21 protein-coding genes are annotated in these 20,045 nt (G+C 71.4%); 15 read left to right on the top strand and 6 right to left on the bottom strand.

What is annotated here, in order from left to right:
- Positions 1 to 17 precede the first annotated feature (17 nt).
- The 10 genes from ACWTPI_RS29295 (at position 18) to pip (ending at position 8,962) form a co-directional block, all read left to right on the top strand.
- On the top strand, positions 18 to 1,088 hold the full coding sequence (locus ACWTPI_RS29295) for an NADH:ubiquinone reductase (Na(+)-transporting) subunit F (protein ID WP_059411442.1): 1,071 nt from the start codon (positions 18 to 20) through the stop codon (positions 1,086 to 1,088).
- Between the two features lie 14 nt (positions 1,089 to 1,102).
- Positions 1,103 to 1,408: a 2Fe-2S iron-sulfur cluster binding domain-containing protein gene (locus ACWTPI_RS29290; protein ID WP_020203480.1), complete on the top strand. Its 306-nt coding sequence runs from the start codon at positions 1,103 to 1,105 to the stop codon at positions 1,406 to 1,408.
- 63 nt (positions 1,409 to 1,471) lie between these two features.
- Positions 1,472 to 2,404, top strand: coding sequence for a catechol 2,3-dioxygenase (locus tag ACWTPI_RS29285; RefSeq protein ID WP_059411443.1), 933 nt, complete (start codon positions 1,472 to 1,474; stop codon positions 2,402 to 2,404).
- A gap of 51 nt (positions 2,405 to 2,455) precedes the next feature.
- Positions 2,456 to 3,910, top strand: coding sequence for a 2-hydroxymuconic semialdehyde dehydrogenase (locus ACWTPI_RS29280; protein ID WP_454733500.1), 1,455 nt, complete (start codon positions 2,456 to 2,458; stop codon positions 3,908 to 3,910).
- A gap of 35 nt (positions 3,911 to 3,945) precedes the next feature.
- Entirely contained in the window at positions 3,946 to 4,740 is a 795-nt protein-coding gene (gene dmpE / locus ACWTPI_RS29275; RefSeq protein WP_454734034.1) for a 2-oxopent-4-enoate hydratase, read from the top strand.
- Between the two features lie 31 nt (positions 4,741 to 4,771).
- A complete protein-coding gene (gene dmpH / locus ACWTPI_RS29270; RefSeq protein ID WP_020203476.1) occupies positions 4,772 to 5,560 on the top strand; it encodes a 2-oxo-3-hexenedioate decarboxylase in 789 nt (262 codons plus the stop codon).
- A gap of 101 nt (positions 5,561 to 5,661) precedes the next feature.
- Positions 5,662 to 5,853 (top strand): 2-hydroxymuconate tautomerase, encoded by a 192-nt coding sequence (locus ACWTPI_RS29265; protein WP_020203475.1) that lies wholly within the window; start codon positions 5,662 to 5,664, stop codon positions 5,851 to 5,853.
- Positions 5,854 to 5,873: 20 nt separating this feature from the next.
- Entirely contained in the window at positions 5,874 to 6,818 is a 945-nt protein-coding gene (locus tag ACWTPI_RS29260) for an acetaldehyde dehydrogenase (acetylating) (RefSeq protein WP_454733499.1), read from the top strand.
- Between the two features lie 23 nt (positions 6,819 to 6,841).
- Entirely contained in the window at positions 6,842 to 7,921 is a 1,080-nt protein-coding gene (gene dmpG / locus ACWTPI_RS29255; protein WP_454733498.1) for a 4-hydroxy-2-oxovalerate aldolase, read from the top strand.
- A gap of 81 nt (positions 7,922 to 8,002) precedes the next feature.
- Positions 8,003 to 8,962: a prolyl aminopeptidase gene (gene pip, locus ACWTPI_RS29250; RefSeq protein WP_454733497.1), complete on the top strand. Its 960-nt coding sequence runs from the start codon at positions 8,003 to 8,005 to the stop codon at positions 8,960 to 8,962.
- Between the two features lie 17 nt (positions 8,963 to 8,979).
- Here the strand turns inward: pip and ACWTPI_RS29245 are convergent, their stop codons facing one another.
- Positions 8,980 to 9,978 (bottom strand): GlxA family transcriptional regulator, encoded by a 999-nt coding sequence (locus tag ACWTPI_RS29245; RefSeq protein ID WP_059411446.1) that lies wholly within the window; start codon positions 9,976 to 9,978, stop codon positions 8,980 to 8,982.
- A gap of 100 nt (positions 9,979 to 10,078) precedes the next feature.
- On the opposite strand from ACWTPI_RS29245, the gene ACWTPI_RS29240 reads away from it, so the two are divergent.
- Positions 10,079 to 10,903, top strand: coding sequence for an SDR family NAD(P)-dependent oxidoreductase (locus tag ACWTPI_RS29240; protein ID WP_454733496.1), 825 nt, complete (start codon positions 10,079 to 10,081; stop codon positions 10,901 to 10,903).
- 11 nt (positions 10,904 to 10,914) lie between these two features.
- Here the strand turns inward: ACWTPI_RS29240 and ACWTPI_RS29235 are convergent, their stop codons facing one another.
- The 4 genes from ACWTPI_RS29235 to ACWTPI_RS29220 all read right to left on the bottom strand — a co-directional run bounded on the left by ACWTPI_RS29235 (position 10,915) and on the right by ACWTPI_RS29220 (position 13,920).
- Positions 10,915 to 11,709 (bottom strand): amino acid ABC transporter ATP-binding protein, encoded by a 795-nt coding sequence (locus ACWTPI_RS29235; RefSeq protein WP_454733495.1) that lies wholly within the window; start codon positions 11,707 to 11,709, stop codon positions 10,915 to 10,917.
- A gap of 14 nt (positions 11,710 to 11,723) precedes the next feature.
- A complete protein-coding gene (locus ACWTPI_RS29230) occupies positions 11,724 to 12,374 on the bottom strand; it encodes an amino acid ABC transporter permease (RefSeq protein WP_059411449.1) in 651 nt (216 codons plus the stop codon).
- 15 nt (positions 12,375 to 12,389) lie between these two features.
- On the bottom strand, positions 12,390 to 13,049 hold the full coding sequence (locus tag ACWTPI_RS29225) for an amino acid ABC transporter permease (protein ID WP_454733494.1): 660 nt from the start codon (positions 13,047 to 13,049) through the stop codon (positions 12,390 to 12,392).
- A 76-nt stretch (positions 13,050 to 13,125) separates the two neighbouring features.
- On the bottom strand, positions 13,126 to 13,920 hold the full coding sequence (locus ACWTPI_RS29220) for a transporter substrate-binding domain-containing protein (protein ID WP_454733493.1): 795 nt from the start codon (positions 13,918 to 13,920) through the stop codon (positions 13,126 to 13,128).
- A 291-nt stretch (positions 13,921 to 14,211) separates the two neighbouring features.
- Here ACWTPI_RS29220 and ACWTPI_RS29215 point away from each other — a divergent pair, with 291 nt between their 5' ends.
- The 4 genes from ACWTPI_RS29215 (at position 14,212) to ACWTPI_RS29200 (ending at position 18,809) form a co-directional block, all read left to right on the top strand.
- The gene (locus ACWTPI_RS29215; RefSeq protein ID WP_454733492.1) at positions 14,212 to 15,078 is read left to right on the top strand and encodes a MurR/RpiR family transcriptional regulator; all 867 of its coding nucleotides are present in this window, start codon (positions 14,212 to 14,214) and stop codon (positions 15,076 to 15,078) included.
- A 121-nt stretch (positions 15,079 to 15,199) separates the two neighbouring features.
- Positions 15,200 to 16,486 carry a diaminopropionate ammonia-lyase gene (locus tag ACWTPI_RS29210; protein WP_454733491.1) on the top strand — a complete coding sequence of 429 codons (1,287 nt, stop codon included), beginning with the start codon at positions 15,200 to 15,202 and terminating at the stop codon, positions 16,484 to 16,486.
- The gene (locus ACWTPI_RS29205) at positions 16,483 to 17,724 is read left to right on the top strand and encodes a Zn-dependent hydrolase (RefSeq protein WP_020203463.1); all 1,242 of its coding nucleotides are present in this window, start codon (positions 16,483 to 16,485) and stop codon (positions 17,722 to 17,724) included. The genes ACWTPI_RS29210 and ACWTPI_RS29205 overlap by 4 nt, the downstream gene beginning before the upstream one ends.
- A gap of 119 nt (positions 17,725 to 17,843) precedes the next feature.
- Entirely contained in the window at positions 17,844 to 18,809 is a 966-nt protein-coding gene (locus ACWTPI_RS29200; protein WP_043366811.1) for an N-carbamoyl-D-amino-acid hydrolase, read from the top strand.
- Positions 18,810 to 18,872: 63 nt separating this feature from the next.
- Here ACWTPI_RS29200 and ACWTPI_RS29195 read toward each other — a convergent pair whose 3' ends face one another.
- On the bottom strand, positions 18,873 to 19,853 hold the full coding sequence (locus ACWTPI_RS29195; RefSeq protein ID WP_020203461.1) for an aliphatic sulfonate ABC transporter substrate-binding protein: 981 nt from the start codon (positions 19,851 to 19,853) through the stop codon (positions 18,873 to 18,875).
- Positions 19,854 to 20,045: the final 192 nt, after the last annotated feature.

Raw genomic sequence — 20,045 nt, 5'->3', positions numbered from 1 at the left:
CCGCGAGGAGAACCGACATGTATGCACTGACCATCGAGCCGATCGGCCAGACCATCCCCATCGCGCCCGGGCAGACCGTGCTCGACGCCTGCCTGCGCGGCGGCGTGTGGCTGCCGCATGCGTGCTGCCACGGCCTGTGCGCCACCTGCAAGGTGCAGGTGGTGGACGGCGAGTTCGAGCACGGCGCGGCCTCGGGCTTCGCGCTGATGGATTTCGAGCGCGACAACGGCCAGTGCCTGGCGTGCTGCGCCACCGCGCAGTCCGACCTGGTGATCGAGGCCGACATCGAGGAAGACGCCGACTCGCTCGGCCTGCCGCTGGCCGACTACCGCGCCGAGGTGGTGGCGACGCGCGCGCTCACGCCCACCATCCGCGGCATCTGGCTGCGCGTGAAGGACGGTGGCGCCGCCGCCTTCCAGGCCGGGCAATACCTCAACCTGCACGTGCCCGGCTGCGACCAGCCGCGCGCGTTCTCGCTGGCCAGCCGGCCCGGCGACGAGCTGGTCGAGCTGCACGTGCGGCGCGTGCCGGGCGGGCAGGCCACCGGCTACCTGCACGAGCGGCTGGCGGTGGGCGACGAGCTGCGCTTCTCCGCGCCCTACGGCCGCTTCTTCGTGCGCGGCTCGGCGCGCGCGCCGATGATCTTCCTGGCCGGCGGCTCCGGCCTGTCCAGCCCGCGCGCCATGATCCTCGACCTGCTGGCCGCCGGCGAGACGCTGCCGCTCACGCTGGTGCAGGGCGCGCGCGACCGGGCCGAGCTGTACTACCACGACGAGTTCCGCGCGCTGGCGCGGGCGCATCCCAACTTCCGCTACGTGCCGGCGCTGTCCGACGAGCCGGCCGGCAGCGGCTGGGGCGGCGCGCGCGGCTACGTGCACGAGGTGCTGCGCGGCCTGTACGCCGGTTCCGCGGAGCACGCCGACTTCCGCGGCCACAAGGCCTACCTGTGCGGGCCGCCGCCGATGATCGAAGCCTGCATCCGCACGCTGATGCAGGGGCGGCTGTTCGAGGCGGACATCCACACCGAGACATTCCTCTCGGCGGGCGACGCGCGGGACAGCGCGCGCAGCCCGCTGTTCAGGATCTGACGAAAGGCGCGGCCATGCACAACGTGGAGATCGCCGGCAGCGGGCAGTGTTACCCGTGCGCGCCGGAACAGAACCTGCTGCGCGCGATGGAGGCGCTGGGCCGGCGCGGCATCCCGTCCGGCTGCCGCGGCGGCGGCTGCGGGGTGTGCAAGGTGCGCATCGAGTCGGGCCGCTACCGCACCGGCAAGATGAGCCGCGCCTGCCTGTCGGAAGCGGAGCAGGGCAGCGGGCTGGTGCTGGCCTGCAAGACCTACCCGGACAGCGACATCCGCCTGCGGCCGGTGGCGCTGCTGGCGCGCTGCCTGGCGCGGCGCGGCTGAAGACGCAGCCGCGGCGGTCAAACGCGGCAGGACGAAGACGGACCCATCATCAAGGAGACAGACATGGCATTGACAGGCGTATTGCGCCCGGGGCACGTGGCATTGCGCGTGCTGGAGCTGGAGCCGGCGCTCAGGCACTACATCGATGTACTCGGGCTGATCGAAACCGCGCGCGACGACCAGGGGCGCGTTTTCCTCAAGGCGTGGGATGAGCACGACCACCACAGCGTGGTGCTGCGCGAGGCCGACAGCCCGGGCATGGACTACATGGGCTTCCGCGTCGACAGCGGCCACTCGCTGGAGCGCCTGGCGCGGGACGTCGAACGCTCGGGGCTGGCCACCGGCTGCGAGTGGATCGCCGCCGGCGAGCATCCGCGCACCGGCGCGCGCTTTCGCTTCATCATTCCCACCGGCCACGCGATCGAGCTGTTCGCCGACAAGGACAAGCTCGGCTGCCTGACCGGCGACCGCAACCCCGACCCGTGGCCCGACGACCTGCGCGGCATGGCGCCGAGCCGCTTCGACCACTGCCTGCTGTACGGCGACGACCTCGACGGCACCGTGCGCCTGTTCCGCGACGTGCTCGGCTTCGCGCTGGCCGAGGAAGTGGTGGCGGGGCCGGACCGGACGATGATCGGCGCGTTCCTGACCTGCTCCAACAAGGCGCACGACATCGCCTTCATCCGCCACCCGGAGAAGAACAAGTTCCACCACGCGTCGTTTACCCTCGACAACTGGGGCGAGGTGCTCAAGGCCGCCGACATCATCTCCAAGAAAGACGTCTCGCTCGACATCGGCCCCACGCGCCACGGCATCACGCGCGGCGCCACCATCTACTTCTTCGACCCCTCCGGCAACCGCAACGAGGTGTTCTCGGGCGGCTACATCCACTACCCGGACAAGCCCACGATCACCTGGACCGACAACGAGCTCGGGCGCGCGATCTTCTACCACGACCGCAAGCTGAACGATGCGTTCCTGAACGTGCTGACCTGAGCGGAGCGGCTGCCCGCCCACGCATCCGAGGCCACAACCATCGAGACCAACATGAAAGAATTCAAGAACTTCATCAACGGCGAGTGGGTCGGCACCGCGCGCCGGTTCGAGGACCGCAACCCGGTCGACAACAGCCTGATCGGCCACGTGCACGAGGCCGGACAGGCCGAGGTGGATGCCGCCGTGGCGGCGGCGCGGCAGGCGCTGCGCGGGCCGTGGGGCCGCATGGACGCGGCGCGGCGCGTGGCGCTGCTGCACGCCGTGGCCGACGGCATCGAGCGCCGCTTCGACGATTTCCTGCAGGCCGAGATCGCCGACACCGGCAAGCCGCTCGCGCTGGCCAGCCACGTGGACATCCCGCGCGGCGCGGCCAACTTCAAGGTGTTCGCCGACCTCATCCGGAACGTGCCCACGGAGAGCTTCGCCATGTCCACGCCGGACGGCGGCGAGGCCGTCAACTACGCGGTGCGCGCGCCGCGCGGCGTGATCGGCGTGGTGTGCCCGTGGAACCTGCCGCTGCTGCTGATGACGTGGAAGGTCGGCCCGGCGCTGGCCTGCGGCAACACCGTGGTGGTCAAGCCGTCGGAGGAGACGCCCGCCACCGCCACGCTGCTCGGCGAGGTGATGAACGAGGCCGGCGTGCCGCCGGGCGTCTACAACGTGGTGCACGGTTTCGGACCCGATTCGGCGGGCGCCTTCCTGACCGCGCACCCGCACGTCGACGGCATCACCTTCACCGGCGAGACGCGCACCGGCGAGGCCATCATGAAGGCGGCGGCCAGCGGCGTGCGCCCGGTCTCGTTCGAGCTGGGCGGCAAGAACGCCGGCATCGTGTTCGCCGACGCGGACTTCGACAAGGCGGTGGCCGGCATCGCGCGCGCGGCCTTCGAGAACAGCGGCCAGGTCTGCCTGGGCACCGAGCGCGTCTACGTGCAGCGGCCGGTCTTCGCGCGCTTCGTCGGCGCGCTCAAGGCCCGCGCGGAGGCGCTCCGGCTGGGCCGGCCCGCCGACGAGGGCGTGGGCATGGGCCCGCTGGTATCGAAGGAGCACCAGGCCAAGGTGCTGTCGTACTACCGCAAGGCGGCCGAGGCCGGCGCCACCGTGGTGACCGGCGGCGGCGTGCCGCCGATGCCGGGCGCGCTGGCCGAGGGCGCTTGGGTGCAGCCCACCATCTGGACCGGCCTGCCCGAGGACGCCGCCGTGATCCGCGAGGAGATCTTCGGGCCGTGCTGCCATGTCGCGCCGTTCGACACGGAGGAAGAGGTGGTGCGCCTGGCCAACGACACGCCCTACGGGCTGGCCGCCACGGTGTGGACGTCCGACCTCGGCACCGCGCACCGCATGGGCCGCGCGCTCGACGTGGGCATCTGCTGGATCAACGCATGGTTCCTGCGCGACCTGCGCACCGCCTTCGGCGGCGCCAAGCAATCCGGCATCGGCCGCGAGGGCGGGGTGCATTCGCTGGAGTTCTACACCGAACTGCGCAATATCTGCGTGAAGCTGTGAGGCCGGCCATGCGCAACGACAAACCAGACGAGACGATGAAGGACAAGCTCACCGAGGCGCAGATCCGCGAGACCGGCGCCAGCCTGCACCGGGCGCTGCGCGCGCGCGCGCCGCTGGCGCCGCTGACCGAAACCTGGCCGGGCCTGTCCATCGACGACGCCTACCGCATCCAGCTCGCGATGGTGGGGCATCGCATCGACGCCGGCGAGCGCGTGGTGGGCAAGAAGATCGGCGTGACCAGCCGCGTGGTGATGGACATGCTCGACGTGCGCCAGCCGGACTTCGGCCACCTGCTGTCGGGCATGGTCCACGGCGACGGCGCGGCGATCGCCGCCGATACGCTGATCGCGCCCAAGGCCGAGGGCGAGATCGCCTTCGTGCTCAAGGCGGACCTGGAAGGGCCGGGCGTGACCAATGCCGACGTGCTGCGCGCCACCGCCTGCGTGCTGCCGTGCTTCGAGATCGTCGACTCGCGCATCCGCGACTGGAAGATCCGCATCCAGGACACCGTGGCGGACAACGCGTCGTCGGGGGTGTTCGTGCTCGGCGACGCGGCGGTGGACCCGTGCGGGCTGCACCTGGGCACCGTGGGCATGACGCTGGAGAAGAACGGCGAGATCGTCGCCACCGGCGCCGGCGCGGCCGCGCTGGGCCATCCGGCCAACGCGGTGGCGTGGCTGGCCAACACGCTCGGGCGCCTGGGCCTGGGCCTGAAGCAGGGCGAGGTGATCCTGTCCGGCTCGCTGGCCGCGATGGTGCCGGTCAAGGCCGGCGACCAGCTTCGCATCAGCCTGGGCGGCATCGGCTCGGCCGGTGTGCGCTTCGTGTGAACCCCGTTTGCCTGCCGTTCCGGAATCCGCCATGAACCTGACCCAAGACACCATCGCGCAGCTCGCCGGGCTGCTGGAAGACGCCGAGCTCAAGCGCGAGCCGGTACGCAAGATCACCGATGCCCATCCCGGCATGGACTGGGACGACGCCTATGCCATCCAGGACGCGATCCGCGCGCGCAAGGAGGCGCGCGGCACCCGCGTGGCCGGGCTCAAGATGGGCCTGACCTCGTTCGCCAAGATGCGCCAGATGGGCGTGACCGAGCCGGTCTACGGCTTTCTCACCGACTATGGCGCGTGCATGGACGGCGGCGTCATCGACACCGCCGCGCTGATCCACCCCAAGGTGGAGGCGGAGATCGCCTTCGTGCTGCGGCGGCCGCTGCGCGGGCCCGGCTGCCATATCGGCGACGTGCTGGCCGCCACCGACTTCGTGCTGCCGGCGGTGGAGGTGATCGATTCGCGCTACGAGCAGTTCCGCTTCGACCTCAAGAGCGTGATCGCCGACAACACCTCGTCGGCGCGCTTCGTCGCCGGCGGCACGCACCGCCGCGCCGGGGGGCTGGACCTGAAGAACCTCGGCGTGGTGCTGGAGAAGAACGGCGAGGTGGTGGCCACCGCCGCCGGCGCGGCGGTGCTGGGGCATCCGGCCAGCAGCGTGGCGATGCTGGCCAACATGCTGGGCGCGCGCGGACGCGCGCTGCCGGCCGGCACCTTTATCATGACCGGCGGCGTGACCGAGGCCATCGCGGTGGCGCCGGGGGACTGCATCACGGCGCGCTACCAGCATCTGGGCACGGTATCGATGCGCTTCGCCTGAGCACGGCGGGGCGCGCGGCCATGCCCGGCCGCGGGCGGCGCCCGCGGCCCGCCCCCGACATTCAACATCCAACATCCAACATCCAACCGGAGCCAAGCACCATGCCCATCATGCAAGTCTTCCTGATCGAAGGCCGGACCGAAGAACAGAAGGCGCGCCTCATCCGCGCGCTCACCGATGCCGCGGTGGAATCGATCGGCGCGCCCGTCGAAAGCGTGCGCGTGATGATCACCGAGGTGCCGAACACGCAGTTCGGCATCGCCGGCAAGACCGCGAAGGAACTGGGCCGCTGAGGCGGCGAAGGAGAACCGGCATGGACACGAAAGCCAGCGGCAGGCACAAGGTTGCCATCCTCGGCTCGGGCAACATCGGCACCGACCTCATGATCAAGGTGATGCGCCAGGCCAGGCACCTGGAGATGGGCGCGATGGCCGGCATCGACGCGGCCTCGGACGGGCTGGCGCGGGCCGCCCGCCTGGGCGTGCCCACCACCGCCGAGGGCATCGAGGGGCTGGTGGGGATGGCGGGCTTCGGCGACATCCGCATCGTCTTCGACGCCACCTCGGCCGGCGCCCACGCGCGCCACGACGCGGTCCTGCGCGCGCACGGCGTGCAGGTGATCGACCTCACGCCGGCCGCGCTGGGGCCCTATGTGGTGCCGGTGGTCAACCTCGACCAGCAGCTGGAGGCGCGCAACATCAACATGGTGACGTGCGGCGGGCAGGCCACCATCCCGATGGTGGCGGCGGTGTCGCGCGTGGCGCACGTGCACTACGCGGAGATCGTGGCTTCGATCTCCAGCCGCTCGGCCGGGCCGGGCACGCGCGCCAACATCGACGAGTTTACCGAGACCACCAGCCGGGCGATCTGCTCGGTGGGCGGCGCCGCGCGCGGCAAGGCCATCATCGTGCTGAACCCGGCCGAGCCGCCGCTGATGATGCGCGACACGGTATTCACGCTGTCGGAGGACGGCGACCCGGCTGCGATCGAGGCCAGCATCGAGGCGATGGCCGCCGCCGTGCGGGCCTACGTGCCGGGCTACCGCCTCAAGCAGCGCGTGCAGTTCGAACGCATCGACCCCGCCGCGCCGCTCAACATCCCGGGCCTGGGCCCGACGAGCGGGCTCAAGACCTCGATCTTCCTCGAGGTGGAGGGCGCCGCGCACTACCTGCCGGCCTATGCCGGCAATCTCGACATCATGACCAGCGCCGCGCTTGCCTGCGCCGAGCGCCTGGCGCAGACGCGGCTGGCGGCATGAGCGCCGCGCCCACGGAGACAGACATGGACCAGCAAGCCACGCCATCCACGCCATCCACGCCAGCCGGCGGGAAGAAGCTCTACATCTCGGACGTCACGCTGCGCGACGGCAGCCACGCCATCCGCCACCAGTACGGCCTCGGCGACGTGCGCCGCATCGCCGCCGCGCTGGACGCCGCGCGGGTGGACTCGATCGAGGTCGCGCACGGCGACGGCCTGGCCGGCTCCAGCTTCAACTACGGCTTCGGCGCGCATACCGACCTCGAATGGATCGCCGCGGCGGCCGAGACCGTGCGCCACGCGAAGATCGCCACCCTGCTGCTGCCCGGCGTGGGCACCGTGCACGACCTGCGCGCGGCCTTCGACGCCGGCGCGCGCGTGGTGCGCGTGGCCACCCACTGCACCGAGGCGGATGTCTCGCGCCAGCACATCGAGTACGCGCGCGGGCTCGGCATGGACACCGTGGGCTTCCTGATGATGAGCCACATGACCACGCCCGACGCGCTGGCGCGGCAGGCCCGGCTGATGGAAAGCTACGGCGCGCAGACCGTGTACGTGGTCGATTCGGGCGGCGCGCTCGGCATGAACGACGTGCGCGAGCGCTTCCGCGCGTTCAAGGACGTGCTCAGGCCCGAGACGCGGACCGGCATGCACGCGCACCACAACCTGGGCCTGGGCGTGGCCAACTCCATCGTCGCGGTGGAGGAGGGCTGCGACCGCGTCGACGCCAGCCTCGCCGGCATGGGCGCCGGTGCCGGCAACGCGCCGCTGGAAGTGTTCATCGCGGCGGCCAGCCGGCTCGGCTGGGACCACGGCTGCGACCTGTACACGCTGATGGATGCCGCCGACGACATCGTGCGGCCGCTGCAGGACCGGCCGGTGCGGGTGGACCGCGAGACGCTGGCGCTGGGCTACGCGGGGGTGTATTCGAGCTTCCTGCGCCACGCCGAGGCCGCCGCCGCGCGCTATGCGCTGAAGACCGTCGACATCCTGGTGGAGCTGGGCCGGCGCCGCATGGTGGGCGGCCAGGAAGACATGATCGTCGACGTGGCGCTGGACCTGGCGGCGCGCCGCGACGGGCGGGGGGCGCGCGCGGCGGCCTGACCCCGAAGGGCCGGAGGGCGGAGGGTGGGGCAGCGGTCTACAATCTCGCGCAGGCAACCTTTGAACCTCGACGAACCCGACATGACCGCACTGCGCACGCTCTACCCGCCGATCGAACCCTACGCGAGCGGCACGCTCGACGTCGGCGACGGCCACGTCATCTACTACGAGCGGGTCGGCACGCCGGGCGGCAAGCCCGCGGTGTTCCTGCACGGCGGGCCCGGCGGCGGCATCTCGGCCGAGCACCGGCGGCTGTTCGACCCCGCGCGCTACGACGTGCTGCTGTTCGACCAGCGCGGCTGCGGCCGCTCCACGCCGCACGCGGGCCTGGAGGCCAACACCACCTGGCACCTGGTCGAGGACATCGAGCGGCTGCGCCGGCTGGCCGGCGCCGAGCGCTGGCTGGTGTTCGGCGGCTCGTGGGGCTCGACGCTGGCGCTGGCCTACGCGCAGCGCCACCCGGAGCGGGTCAGCGAACTGGTGCTGCGCGGGATCTACACGCTCAGCAAGGCGGAGCTGAACTGGTATTACCAGTTCGGCGTGTCGGAGATGTTCCCGGAGAAGTGGGAGCGCTTCCAGGCGCTGGTGCCGGAGGCCGCGCGCGGCGACATGCTGGGCGCCTACCGCAAGCTGCTGACCGGCAGCGACCGCGACAAGCAGATCGAGGCCGCCAAGGCGTGGAGTCTGTGGGAGGGCGAGACCATCACGCTGCTGCCCGATCCGGCGTTCTCCGCCACGCATGGCGACGGGCATTTCGCGCTGGCCTTCGCCCGCATCGAGACGCACTACTTCGTGCACGGCGGCTGGCTGGAAGAAGGGCAGCTGCTGCGCGACGCGCACCGGCTGGCCGGCATTCCCGGCGTGATCGTGCATGGCCGCTACGACATGCCGTGCCCGGCGCGCCATGCCTACGCGCTGCACCGGGCCTGGCCCGGCGCCGACTTCCATCTGGTCGAAGGCGCCGGCCACGCATGGTCGGAGCCGGGCATCCTCGACCAGCTGGTGGCGGCCACGGACCGGTTCGCCGCCAGCCGCGGATAGCGCCGGCGGCGAACCGGTCAGGCGGCTTGCGCTTCGGTTTGCGCCTCGGCCTCCGCGCGGTTCATGCGCCGGATCGCCTGCGGCGGCTGGCCGAACGCGCGCAGGAACGCGCGCCGCATGCGCTCGCGGTCGCCGAAGCCGGTGTCGCGCGCCACCACGTCGATCGGGTGGCGCCCGGACTCCATCATCAGCCGCGCGGCCTCCACGCGCAGGTGTTCCACCGCCTTGGCCGGGGTCTGGCCGGTTTCCTCGCGGAAGGCCCGGCTGAACTGGCGCGGGCTGAGATGCGCGGCCTGCGCCAGCTGCTCCACCGACAGTTCCTCGTGCAGGTTCTGGCGCGCGTAGTCCAGCGCGGACTGGATGCGGTCGGACCTGGGCTCCAGCTCGAGCAGCGCGGAGAACTGCGACTGGCCGCCCGCGCGGCGGTGGTAGACCACCAGCTTGCGCGCCACCTGGCGCGCGATCTCGGCGCCCGCGTCCTTTTCCACCAGCGCCAGCGCGAGGTCGATGCAGGCGCTCATGCCGGCCGAGGTCCAGACCGGGCCGTCGATGATGAAGATGCGGTCTTCCTCCATCTTGACGCGGGGGTAGGCGCGGCGGAAGCGCGCGGCGTAGAACCAGTGGGTGGTGGCGCGGCGGCCGTCGAGCAGGCCGGTCTCGGCGAGGTTGAAGGCGCCCGTGCAGGTGGCGCCGATGCGCCGCGCGGCCGGCGCGGCCCGCCGCAGGAACGCGGTCAGCGCCGGCGGCGTGGGCTGGACGTCGTTGTCGCCGACCACCAGCACGGTATCGAACGGCTGGTCGTCGAGCGGCATCGTGGTGACGGAAAAGCCGCCCGAGGTGGGCACCGGGCCGCCGTGCTCGGACAGCAGCACGACCTCGTAGAGCGCGCGGCCGGCGGTGATGTTGGCGAATTCCAGCACCGTGGTGACGGCCAGGTTCATGGCCTGGAAGCCGGGATAGACGACGATGCCGGTGCGCAGCGGGGCGCGGCCGGCCAGCAAGGTGGGTGATGGCATGAAAGGTGGCATCTATGACATTGGCGCCATCGGACTATACGCCTAATCTTGCTTCCGTGATGACCGGCAATCGGGCCGGCAGCGACAACGGAGAGCCCTCATGGCAACCACCCAACCCACCGCAGACCAATCCCACCGGGGCACGGCCCTCATCACCGGCGCCTCTTCCGGCATCGGCGCGATCTACGCGGACCGGCTCGCCCGGCGCGGCTACGACCTGATCCTGGTGGCGCGCAACCGCGAGCGGCTCGACACGCTGGCCGGGCGCCTGACCAGCGAGACCGGCCGCTCGGTCGAAGTGGTCGCGGCGGACCTGGCCCGCGACGCCGACGTGCGCCGGCTGGAAACGCTGCTGCGCGAGGACGCCAGCATCACCCTGCTGGTCAACAACGCCGGCATCGGCGCGGCGGCTCCGCTGCTGCAGTCGGACGTCGACAAGATGGAAGCCATGATCGCGCTCAACGTGACCGCGCTCACGCGCCTGACCTACGCCGTGGCGCCGGCCTTCGTGGCGCGCGGCACCGGCGCCATCATCAACATCGCCTCCATCGTGGCGGTGGCGCCCGAACTGCTCAACGGCGTGTACGGCGGCTCGAAGGCGTTCGTGCTGGCCTTCACGCAGTCGCTCCAGCATGAGCTGGCCGCCAGCGGCGTGCGCGTGCAGGCGGTGCTGCCCGGCGCCACCCGCACCGACTTCTGGGAAGTCGCGGGCCAGTCGGTGGACAACCTGCCGCAAGCGTGGGTGATGAGCGCCGCGGACATGGTCGACGCATCGCTGTCCGGCTTCGACCAGGGCGAAGTGGTCACGATACCGTCGCTGCCGGAGGCGGCCGACTGGCAGGCCTTCGAGGCGGCGCGCGCGGCGCTGGGGCCGAACCTGTCGCGCAGCGAGCCGGCGGCACGCTTCAAGGCCGCGGCGGCCTGAGGCGGCGCCGTTCAGGCGCCGTGCGACGCCGACAGGAACTGCCTGAGCTCGGGCGTGCGGGGCTCGCCGAAGATCGCCTGCGGCGGGCCCATCTCGTGCACCTTGCCGTCGTGCATGAAGACCACGCGGTCGCTGACCTTGCGCGCGAACTGCATTTCATGCGTGACCATGACCAGGGTCATGCCGTCGGCGGCCAGCGCCTCGACCACGCCGAGCACTTCGCCGACCAGCTCCGGGTCGAGCGCGGAGGTGATTTCGTCGCACAGCAGGACCTCGGGCTCCATCGCCAGCGCGCGCGCGATCGCCACGCGCTGCTGCTGGCCGCCGGAGAGCCGGTCCGGATGGCTGTCGAACTTCTCGCCCAGCCCGACGCGCTCGAGCAGGGCCCGGGCGCGCCGGCGGGCTTCGGCCTTCGGCACATCGGCGACCAGCGTGGGCGCCAGCATCACGTTCTGCCCGGCGCTCAGGTGCGGGAACAGGTTGAAGCCCTGGAAGATCATGCCCACGTTCTGCCGCAGCTCGCGCATGGCCCTGGGGTCGCCCTGGCGCAGCGGCTGGCCGTCCACGCTGACGGTGCCGTCCTGGAAGCTCTCCAGGCCGTTGATGCAGCGTAGCAGCGTGCTTTTGCCCGAGCCGCTGCGGCCGATGATGCAGATCACCTCGCGGCGGCCGATCTGCAGGTCGATGCCCTTGAGGACTTCGTGGTCGCCGAAGCGCTTGCGCAGGCCGCGGATGTCGACCAGGGCGAACGGTGCGGAAGGGGCGGAGGGGGGCGCGGCGGTGGTGGATTCGTCAGGTGTTGGCATCGTGTGCGCTCGGCTCATGCGTTGGTTTTCAGGCGCCGCTCCAAGTGCCGGCTCCAGGCCGACAGCGGAAAGCACAGCGCGAAGTAGAGCAGCGCCACGCCGCCGTAGGCCACGAACGGCTGGAAGGTGGCGTTGGCGATCATCTGCCCGGCCTTGGTGACTTCGACGAAGCCGATCACCGAGGCCAGCGCGGTGCCTTTCACCACCTGCACCAGCATGCCCACGGTCGGCGCCACGGCGATGCGCGCGGCCTGCGGCAGGATCACGTGGCGCAGCTGCTGCCACGGCGTCATGGCGAGGCTGGCCGAGGCTTCCCATTGCCCGCGCGGGATGGCCTCGACGCAGCCGCGCCAGATCTCGGTCAGGTAGGCGCTGGTGTACAGCGTCAGGCACAGCGCGGCGGCCAGCAGCGCCGAGGTGTCGATGCCCAGCAGCGCGAGCCCGAAGTAGGTCAGGAACAGCTGCATCAGCAGCGGCACGCCCTGGAACACCTGCACGTAGCCGGCGATGCCGGTGGCCGCGCCCGGCAGCCGGGTGAAGCGCGCGACCAGCAACAGCAGCCCGACCACGCCGCCGCCGGCGAACGCGATCAGCGACAGGCCCGCGGTCCAGCGCAGCGCCAGCAGCAGGTTGCGCAGCACGTCCCACAAGGAAAATTCAACCATGCGTGTCTCCGGGGCTCAGCGGCCAAAGATCAGGCGCGCGCCGATGCGGTTGAGCGCCGCGCGCACCAGCACGGCGAGCGCGAAGTAGGCCGCCGCCGCGACGATGTACGCCTCGAAGCTGCGGTAGGTGCGGCTGGCGATCAGGTTGGCGGCGTAGGAGAGCTCCTCGGCGGAGATCTGGCTGCATACCGAGGACCCCAGCATGACGATGACCACCTGGCTCACCAGCGCCGGCCACACCCGCGCCAGCGAGGGCGGCAGCACCACGCGCGTGAAGGTCTGCCAGCGGTCCAGCGCGAGGCTCTGCGCCGCCTCGATCTGGCCGCGCGGCGTGGCCTCGAGGCCGGCGCGGATGATTTCGCAGGCGTAGGCGCCGAGGTTGAGCGTCATCGACAGCACGCAGGCCAGCTCGACGGGCAGCCGCACGCCGGCCGCGGGCAGGCCGAAGAAGATGAAGAACAGCTGGACGATGTAAGGCGTGTTGCGCACGGACTCCACGTAGGCGGCCACCAGCAGGCGCGGCGCGCGCGTGCCGTGGATGCGGGTCCACGCGCAGCCGATGCCCAGCACCGTGCCGCAGGCCGCGGAGAAGGCCGTGAGGAGCAGCGTGAGCCAGAGCCCGTGCAGCAGCATCGGCCACTGGGAGAGGACGGTGGCGAAGTCGAGGGAGATCATGCGGTCGGGCGGCAAGGGTTGGCGATGCCCGCGCGGCGGTGGCGGCGCGCGGGCAGGGCGGCGGCTGGCGGAAGGCTTATTCCGGCAGCTCGCCGGTGCCGCGGCCGAGCCAGCGCTGGGCGTAGGCGTTCAGCGTGCCGTCGGTCTTGGCGGCGCTCAGGATCTGGTTGACCTTCTCGCGCAGCGCGGTCTCGCCCTTGCGCACGCCGACGAAGTTCGGCGAGTCCTTGAGCAGCAGCTTGTATTCCGCGTCCGCCTTCGGGTTCTTGGCGATGGCGGCGGCCGCCACGGCCGCGCCGGTGGCCAGCAGCTGGGTCTGCTGCGTCACGAAGGCGGTCACCGTGGCGTTGTCGTCGTCGAAGCGCTGGATCTTCAGCGTCGGCGGCGCGACCTGCTGCAGCACGTCGTCCTGGATGGTGCCGCGCGTGACCGCGATGGTCTTGCCGCCGAGGTCGGCGAAGCTCTTGATGCTCAGCGACTTCGGCCCGAACACGGCCTGGTAGAAGGGCGCGTAGGCGACCGTGAAGTCGATTACCTTGGCGCGCTCGGCGTTCTTGCCGAGCGCCGACACGATCAGGTCGATCTTCCTGGTCTGCAGATAGGGGATGCGGTTGGGCGTGCTCACCGGCACCAGCTCCGCCTTGACGCCGAGCTTGTCGGCGATCAGCTGCGCCACCGCGACGTCGAGGCCCTGCGGCTTGAGGTCCGGGCCGACGAAGCCGTAGGGCGCGAAGTCGGTGGGGATGCCGATGGCGATCGACTTCTTGCCGAGCACGGCGTTCAGGGAATCGTCGGCGCGCGCCGGCATGGATGCCACGAGGACCGCGCCTGCGATCAGGCCGGCAACGGTGGTGAACTGTCTGCGTTTCATTACGACACCTTTCATCAGTCGGTGGGAGGGATGGCAGGCTCTGTAGGCAAAGAGCGTGCCACGCGCGCCCGGCGCGGCGGCCGGGACCGCGCGGGCGGCCGCGCGGCCGCGCCGGGCGGCGCTTCCGGGGCATCGGTCCGCGCCCGGCACGGCCCTGGCATCGCATTTGCTCATGGCTCTGGCATCGAAGAAACTACGGTTTCATATGCACCACAACATGAAATTAGTGTTTCATAACAGTGCGCTCGCGGCCAGTTTGGTGCGCGGCGCGGCACCAGGCAGCCAACAGACATGAGCGACGCCCTCGAAACCCAGATCCGGCAGTGCTACGGCGACTTGTCCGCCGCCGAGAAGAAACTCGCCGACGTGCTGGTGGCGCGGCGCAAGGACCTGCTGAGCTATTCCGCCACCGAGCTGGCCGAGCTGGCCGGCGTGTCCAAGGCCAGCGCGGCGCGTTTTTTCCGGCGCCTTGGCCATGCGGACTTCAACGCGTTCCGGCGCTCGCTGCGCGAGCAGGTGTCCGAGCAGTCGCCGCTGTTCCTGCTGGAGCACGCCGGGCTGCCGCGCGCGGCGAAGGGCGGCAGCACGGCGCTGGCCGCGCTGCAGGCGCACGTGGCGCTCGACAGCAGCCGGCTCGCGGCGCTGCCGGAACAACTCAGCGCACGCGCGCTCGAGGTGGCGATGACCGAGCTGGCCGGCGCGCGGCGCGTGTGGGTGGTGGGCTACCGCAACAGCTTCATGCTGGCCTTCTACGCCAACGCGCTGCTCTCGCAGGTGCGCCCCGAGGTCTACCTGCTCAACGAGCAGGCTGGCAAGGATGCCGAGCTGATCGCCGAGATCGACGGCAAGGACGTGCTGCTGGCGGTGGATTTCCGCCGGCGCACGCGGCGCCTCAAGGGCGTGGTGACGCTCGCGCGCGAAGCCGGCGCGAAGCTGATCCTGCTCAGCGACGCGCCGGTGTCGGCGCTGGCGCCGGACGCCGACGCGCTGCTGCGCTGCTCGCACCACGGCGGCCAGGTGTTCGATTCCTACGTGGCGGCGGTCAGCCTGGTGAACTACCTGGCCGGCGCGATGGCCGGGCGCGCGCGCAAGTCCTCGCGGGCGCGCATGGCGCGCGTGGAGCGCGCGCACGAGGTGCTGGCCGACCTCGAAGCCTGACGTCGCTCCCTCTTTGCTCCCTTTATTGCTCCTTTTATCGTCTCTTTTCGTCCCTCTTTTCCCCGCGCGACGCGCCGCATCCGTCGGCGCGGACCGCCATCCCGACCGGAACCTCAGACGCATGAACGCACTTCCTTCCCTCTCGCTTGCCCTGCTTCCCAACCCCGCCCTGCGCCGCGACGAGCCCTACGGCGCGCGCCGCGCGGCCATCCTCGGCGCGCCGGCGCTGGCCGACGCGCGCCGCGAGATCGGCGCCTGGGCCGGCTACGCGCCCACGCCGCTGGCGGCGCTGCCGGCGCTGGCGGCCGCGCTGGGCGTGGCCGAGGTGCGCTACAAGGACGAGGGCTCGCGCTTCGGCCTGGGCAGCTTCAAGGCGCTCGGCGGCGCCTACGCGGTGGGCCGGCTGCTGTGCCGCGAGCTGGGCCGGCGCCTGGGGCGCGCGCTGTCCATCGCCGAGCTCGCCGATCCGGCCGTGCGCGGGCTCTGCGCGGAACTGACCGTGACCTGCGCCACCGACGGCAACCACGGGCGCTCGGTGGCGTGGGGCGCGCAATTGTTCGGCTGCCAGTGCGTGATCTATATCCACGCGACCGTCAGCGCGGGCCGCAAGGCCGCCATCGAGGCCTTCGGCGCCGAGGTGGTGCGCACCGGCGGCAATTACGACCAGGCCGTGCAGCAGGCGGACCGCGATGCCCGCGCGCGGGGCTGGCACGTGATTTCCGACACCTCCTACCCGGGCTACATGGACGTGCCGCGCGACGTCATGCAGGGCTACCAGGTGATGGTGGCGGAGGCGGTCGAGGCGCTGCCGCAATGGCCCACGCATGTGTTCATCCAGGCCGGCGTGGGCGGCTTCGCCGCGGCGGTGTGCGCGTATTTCTGGGAGCGCGAGCAGGGCAGCGGGAAGGGCAGCGGCGCGGGCCCGCGGCCGGTGTTCGTGGTGGTGGAGCCGGCCCGCGCCGACTGCCTGATGCGCAGCGCGCGCGCCGGCGCCGTCACCGCGGTGACGGGCGAGCTCGACACGCTGATGGCCGGGCTGGCCTGCGGCGAGGTCTCGCTGCTGGCGTGGGAGATCCTGGCCAATGGCGCCGACGCCTTCTGCACCATCGAGGACGAGGCCGCGGTGGCGGTCATGCGCCTGCTGGCCAGCCCGGCCGGCGGCGATCCGGCCATCGTCGCCGGCGAGTCCGCCGTGGCGGGGCTGGCGGCGGCCATCGCGGCGATGCAGGACCCGGCCGCGCGCGCGGCGCTGGGCCTCGACGCGCGCAGCCGCCTGCTGCTGATCGGCAGCGAGGCGGACACCGATCCCGAGCTGTACGCGCGGCTGGTCGGGCGCAGCGCGGACAGCGTGCGCGCCGGCGGTGCCCAGGGCGCGGATGGCATGGACAACGCGGAGGATGCGGCATGAGCGCGCCCGCCTGTCCCCGCATCGACGGCGAGCGGCTGCTGGCCAGCCTCGATGCGCTCGCCCGGCACGGCGCCATCGACGGCGGCGGCGTGTGCCGGCTGGCCCTGACCGATGCCGACCGGCACGGCCGCGACTGGACCGTGGCCCGCATGCGCGAGCTCGGCATGACCGTCACCATCGACGCGATCGGCAACGGCGTCGCGGTGTATCCGGGCAGCGCCGACCTGCCGCCGGTGATGATCGGCTCGCACATCGACACCGTGCGCACCGGCGGGCGCTATGACGGCAACTACGGCGTGCTGGCCGGGCTGGAGGTCGTGGCGACCCTGCGCGATGCCGGCCTGCGCCCGCGCCGCCCGCTCGCGGTGGCCTTCTTCACCAACGAGGAAGGCGCGCGCTTCCAGCCCGACATGATGGGCTCGCTGGTCTACGTGGGCGGCCTGCCGCTGCCGGAGGCGCTGGCCACGGCCGGCATCGACGGCAGCACGGTGGGCGAGGAGTTGCGCCGCATCGGCTACGCCGGCACCGCGCCGGTCGGGCGGCCCGCCGTCGACAGCTTCGTCGAGCTGCATATCGAGCAGGGGCCGGTGCTGGACCAGCGCGGCGTGCAGATCGGCGTGGTGGAGGGCGTGCAGGGCATCTCGTGGACCGAGTACCGCATCGAGGGCGTGTCCAACCACGCCGGCACCACGCCGATGGAGATGCGGCACGACGCCGGCCACGCCGCGGCGTGCGTCGCCGTGTTCGTGCGCGAGCTGGCGCTGCGCTACGGCGGCCGGCAGATCGGCACGGTGGGCGCGATCCGTTTCGAGCCCAATCTGATCAACGTCATTCCCAACCGCGCGGTGTTCACGGTGGACCTGCGCAACACCGACGAGGCGATGCTCGCGCGCGCGGAAGCCGAGGTGCAGGCCTTCGCCGAGCAGGTATGCGAGGCGCAGGGCTTGTCGCTGCTGCATACGCGGCTGGCGCGGTTCGCGCCGGTCGCGTTCGACCCGATGGTGACCGGGCTGGTGCAGCAGGAGGGCGAGGCGCTGGGCCTGTCCATGCTGCGCATGCCCAGCGGCGCCGGCCACGACGCCCAGATGCTGGCGCGGGTGTGCCCGGCCGGCATGATCTTCGTGCCCAGCGTCAAGGGGTTGAGCCACAACGTGCGCGAGTTCACCGAGCCGGCGGACCTGGTCAACGGCGCGCAACTGCTGCTGCAGGTGGTGCTGAAGCTGGCGGACCGGCCGTGACCTGTCCGTGACCTGTCCATGAATCGACCATGAACCGTCCATGAACCGACCGTAAGGCCGCCGCCGCGCGGCCGACCGGTTTCCTTTTTCCGCTGTTCCCTTTTTCCCGGAGCCTTTCCTTGTCCAGAATCCTGAATGTGGCCCTCGGCCAGCTTGGGCCGATCGCGCGCGCGGACAGCCGCCAGCGCGTGGTCGGGCGCCTGTGCGAACTGATGCGCGAGGCGCATGCCTGCGGCGCGCACCTGATCGTCTACCCGGAACTCGCGCTCACCACGTTTTTCCCGCGCTGGTACATCGAGGACCAGGACGAGATCGACAGCTTCTTCGAGCGCGAGATGCCCAACGCGGCGACGCAGCCGCTGTTCGATCTCGCGCGGGCGCTGGGCGTGGGTTTCTACCTCGGGTACGCGGAGCTGGCGACCGAGGCCGGCAAGCCGGCGCGCTACAACACCTCGATCCTGGTCGACCGCCAGGGCCGCATCGTCGGCAAGTACCGCAAGGTCCACCTGCCGGGGCATCGCGAGCACGAGCCGTGGCGCCGCTTCCAGCATCTGGAAAAACGCTATTTCGTGCCGGGCGGCGGGTTCGGCGTGACCGAGGCGTTCGGCGGCAAGATCGGCATGGCCATCTGCAACGACCGGCGCTGGGCCGAGACCTACCGCGTCATGGGGCTGCAGGGCGCGGAGATGGTGCTGATCGGCTACAACACGCCGGTGCACAACGCGCCCGCGCCCGAGCACGACGACCTGTCGCTGTTCCACAACCAGCTGTCGATGCAGGCCGGGGCCTACCAGAACGGGTCGTGGGTGGTGGGCGTGGCCAAGGCCGGCGTGGAGGAGGGCGTGGACAGCATCGGCGGGAGCTGCGTGATCGCGCCGTCGGGCGAGGTGGTCGGCGCCTGCCTGACCAAGGGCGACGAGGTGGCCATCGCGCGCTGCGACCTGGATTTCTGCGCGGTCTACAAGCGCACCACCTTCAACTTCGACGCGCACCGGCAGCCGCACGCCTACCGCATGCTGGTGGAGCGGCGCGGCGAGACGCTGATGGCCGACGGCAGCCCGGTGGCGGCGGCCGGGTGCGATTGAGGCGTGGTTCCAGGTTTCAGGATGCGGCTGGCGCGGGACTGACGCGCCGCCGCGGCGCGGCGCTCAGGCCCGCTTCCACACCGGGGAGTCCGCCACCACCACCTTCTTCGGCAGGATCTTCTGGCTGGTGAAGGCATCGGCGATGCGCTGCTGCTCTTCCAGCGAGGCCGCGTCCACGGTCTGCACCTGATAGGTGCGGCGGCGGTTGGCCGCCTCCACCGTGGGCGCGTCCAGCCCGATCAGCGGCGCGTGCCATTGCGCGGCGGCGGCGGGGTTCTGCTTGATCCACTCGCCGGCGCGGCGCAGCTCGTCGTAGACCACCGCGAGCACGTCGGCGTGCTTCTGCGCGTAGGGCGTGGCGGCGAGGTAGAAGCGCCGGTAGCTCGACAGGCCCTTGCCGTCGCGCAGGATGCGCGCGTTGGCCTGGCGCTGCACGGCGGCCAGGAACGGGTCCCAGATCACCCAGGCGGCCACGCTGCCGCGCTCGAACGCGGCGCGCGCGTCGGCCGGGTTCAGGTAGGCCGGCTCGATGTCGCGGATGCTCAGGCCCGCGCCGGCGAGCGCCTCGAGCAGCAGGTAGTGCGCGCCGGCGCCCTTGGCGAAGGCCACGCGCTGGCCCTTCAGCTGGGCGATCTCCCGGATCGGCGAGTCCTGGCGCACCACGATGGCCTGCGCCTCGGGCGAGGGCGTCTCGATCGCGTAGTAGGTGAGGTTGGCGCCGGCGGCGAGCGCGAACGGCGGCACCGCGTCGGCCACGTCGGCGCTCAGGTCGAGGTTGCCGATGTTGAGCGACTCCAGCAGCGGCAGGCCGGAGGTGAACTCGTACCACTGGACCGACGCGCCGAGCGGCGCCAGCGCCTTTTCCAGCGTCTCGCGCGACTTCAGCAGGATCATCAGCGTGGACGATTTCTGGTAGCCGATGCGCAGCGTGTGCTTCTGCGCCTGCGCGCGCGCCGGCCCCGCCACGCCGAGCGCGGCGGCGGCGCCCGCCGCCAGCACCGCGTTCACCACCGTGCGCCGCCCTTTGTCGAATGCTTGCGTCATTGCCGTTCCTGCCTTATCCGTGCACAAGCGCAGCAGGGTAGGCGAGCGCGGGCCAGCAGGGAACGAAGAATGCCGCACAAGCTTATGCGTTTGGCCGGCGTCCGGCCGCTGCGGCGCGGCAAATGTCCATGCATTCTGGGTGCGGATAAATGTCTGCGTGAATGTATTTGCACCGCGCGCAACACCTTGGCA

Source organism: Cupriavidus ulmosensis, from assembly GCF_977008105.1.
The sequence above is the reverse complement of the archived record's forward strand: the minus strand, read 5'-3'. Positions and strand labels throughout refer to the sequence as shown.

Coding starts and splice junctions, on each gene's coding strand:
- ACWTPI_RS29295 (WP_059411442.1), top strand. CDS start 18: ATGTATGCACTGACCATCGAGCCGATCGGCCAGACCATCCCCATCGCG.
- ACWTPI_RS29290 (WP_020203480.1), top strand. CDS start 1,103: ATGCACAACGTGGAGATCGCCGGCAGCGGGCAGTGTTACCCGTGCGCG.
- ACWTPI_RS29285 (WP_059411443.1), top strand. CDS start 1,472: ATGGCATTGACAGGCGTATTGCGCCCGGGGCACGTGGCATTGCGCGTG.
- ACWTPI_RS29280 (WP_454733500.1), top strand. CDS start 2,456: ATGAAAGAATTCAAGAACTTCATCAACGGCGAGTGGGTCGGCACCGCG.
- dmpE (WP_454734034.1), top strand. CDS start 3,946: ATGAAGGACAAGCTCACCGAGGCGCAGATCCGCGAGACCGGCGCCAGC.
- dmpH (WP_020203476.1), top strand. CDS start 4,772: ATGAACCTGACCCAAGACACCATCGCGCAGCTCGCCGGGCTGCTGGAA.
- ACWTPI_RS29265 (WP_020203475.1), top strand. CDS start 5,662: ATGCCCATCATGCAAGTCTTCCTGATCGAAGGCCGGACCGAAGAACAG.
- ACWTPI_RS29260 (WP_454733499.1), top strand. CDS start 5,874: ATGGACACGAAAGCCAGCGGCAGGCACAAGGTTGCCATCCTCGGCTCG.
- dmpG (WP_454733498.1), top strand. CDS start 6,842: ATGGACCAGCAAGCCACGCCATCCACGCCATCCACGCCAGCCGGCGGG.
- pip (WP_454733497.1), top strand. CDS start 8,003: ATGACCGCACTGCGCACGCTCTACCCGCCGATCGAACCCTACGCGAGC.
- ACWTPI_RS29245 (WP_059411446.1), bottom strand. CDS start 9,978: ATGCCATCACCCACCTTGCTGGCCGGCCGCGCCCCGCTGCGCACCGGC.
- ACWTPI_RS29240 (WP_454733496.1), top strand. CDS start 10,079: ATGGCAACCACCCAACCCACCGCAGACCAATCCCACCGGGGCACGGCC.
- ACWTPI_RS29235 (WP_454733495.1), bottom strand. CDS start 11,709: ATGCCAACACCTGACGAATCCACCACCGCCGCGCCCCCCTCCGCCCCT.
- ACWTPI_RS29230 (WP_059411449.1), bottom strand. CDS start 12,374: ATGGTTGAATTTTCCTTGTGGGACGTGCTGCGCAACCTGCTGCTGGCG.
- ACWTPI_RS29225 (WP_454733494.1), bottom strand. CDS start 13,049: ATGATCTCCCTCGACTTCGCCACCGTCCTCTCCCAGTGGCCGATGCTG.
- ACWTPI_RS29220 (WP_454733493.1), bottom strand. CDS start 13,920: ATGAAACGCAGACAGTTCACCACCGTTGCCGGCCTGATCGCAGGCGCG.
- ACWTPI_RS29215 (WP_454733492.1), top strand. CDS start 14,212: ATGAGCGACGCCCTCGAAACCCAGATCCGGCAGTGCTACGGCGACTTG.
- ACWTPI_RS29210 (WP_454733491.1), top strand. CDS start 15,200: ATGAACGCACTTCCTTCCCTCTCGCTTGCCCTGCTTCCCAACCCCGCC.
- ACWTPI_RS29205 (WP_020203463.1), top strand. CDS start 16,483: ATGAGCGCGCCCGCCTGTCCCCGCATCGACGGCGAGCGGCTGCTGGCC.
- ACWTPI_RS29195 (WP_020203461.1), bottom strand. CDS start 19,853: ATGACGCAAGCATTCGACAAAGGGCGGCGCACGGTGGTGAACGCGGTG.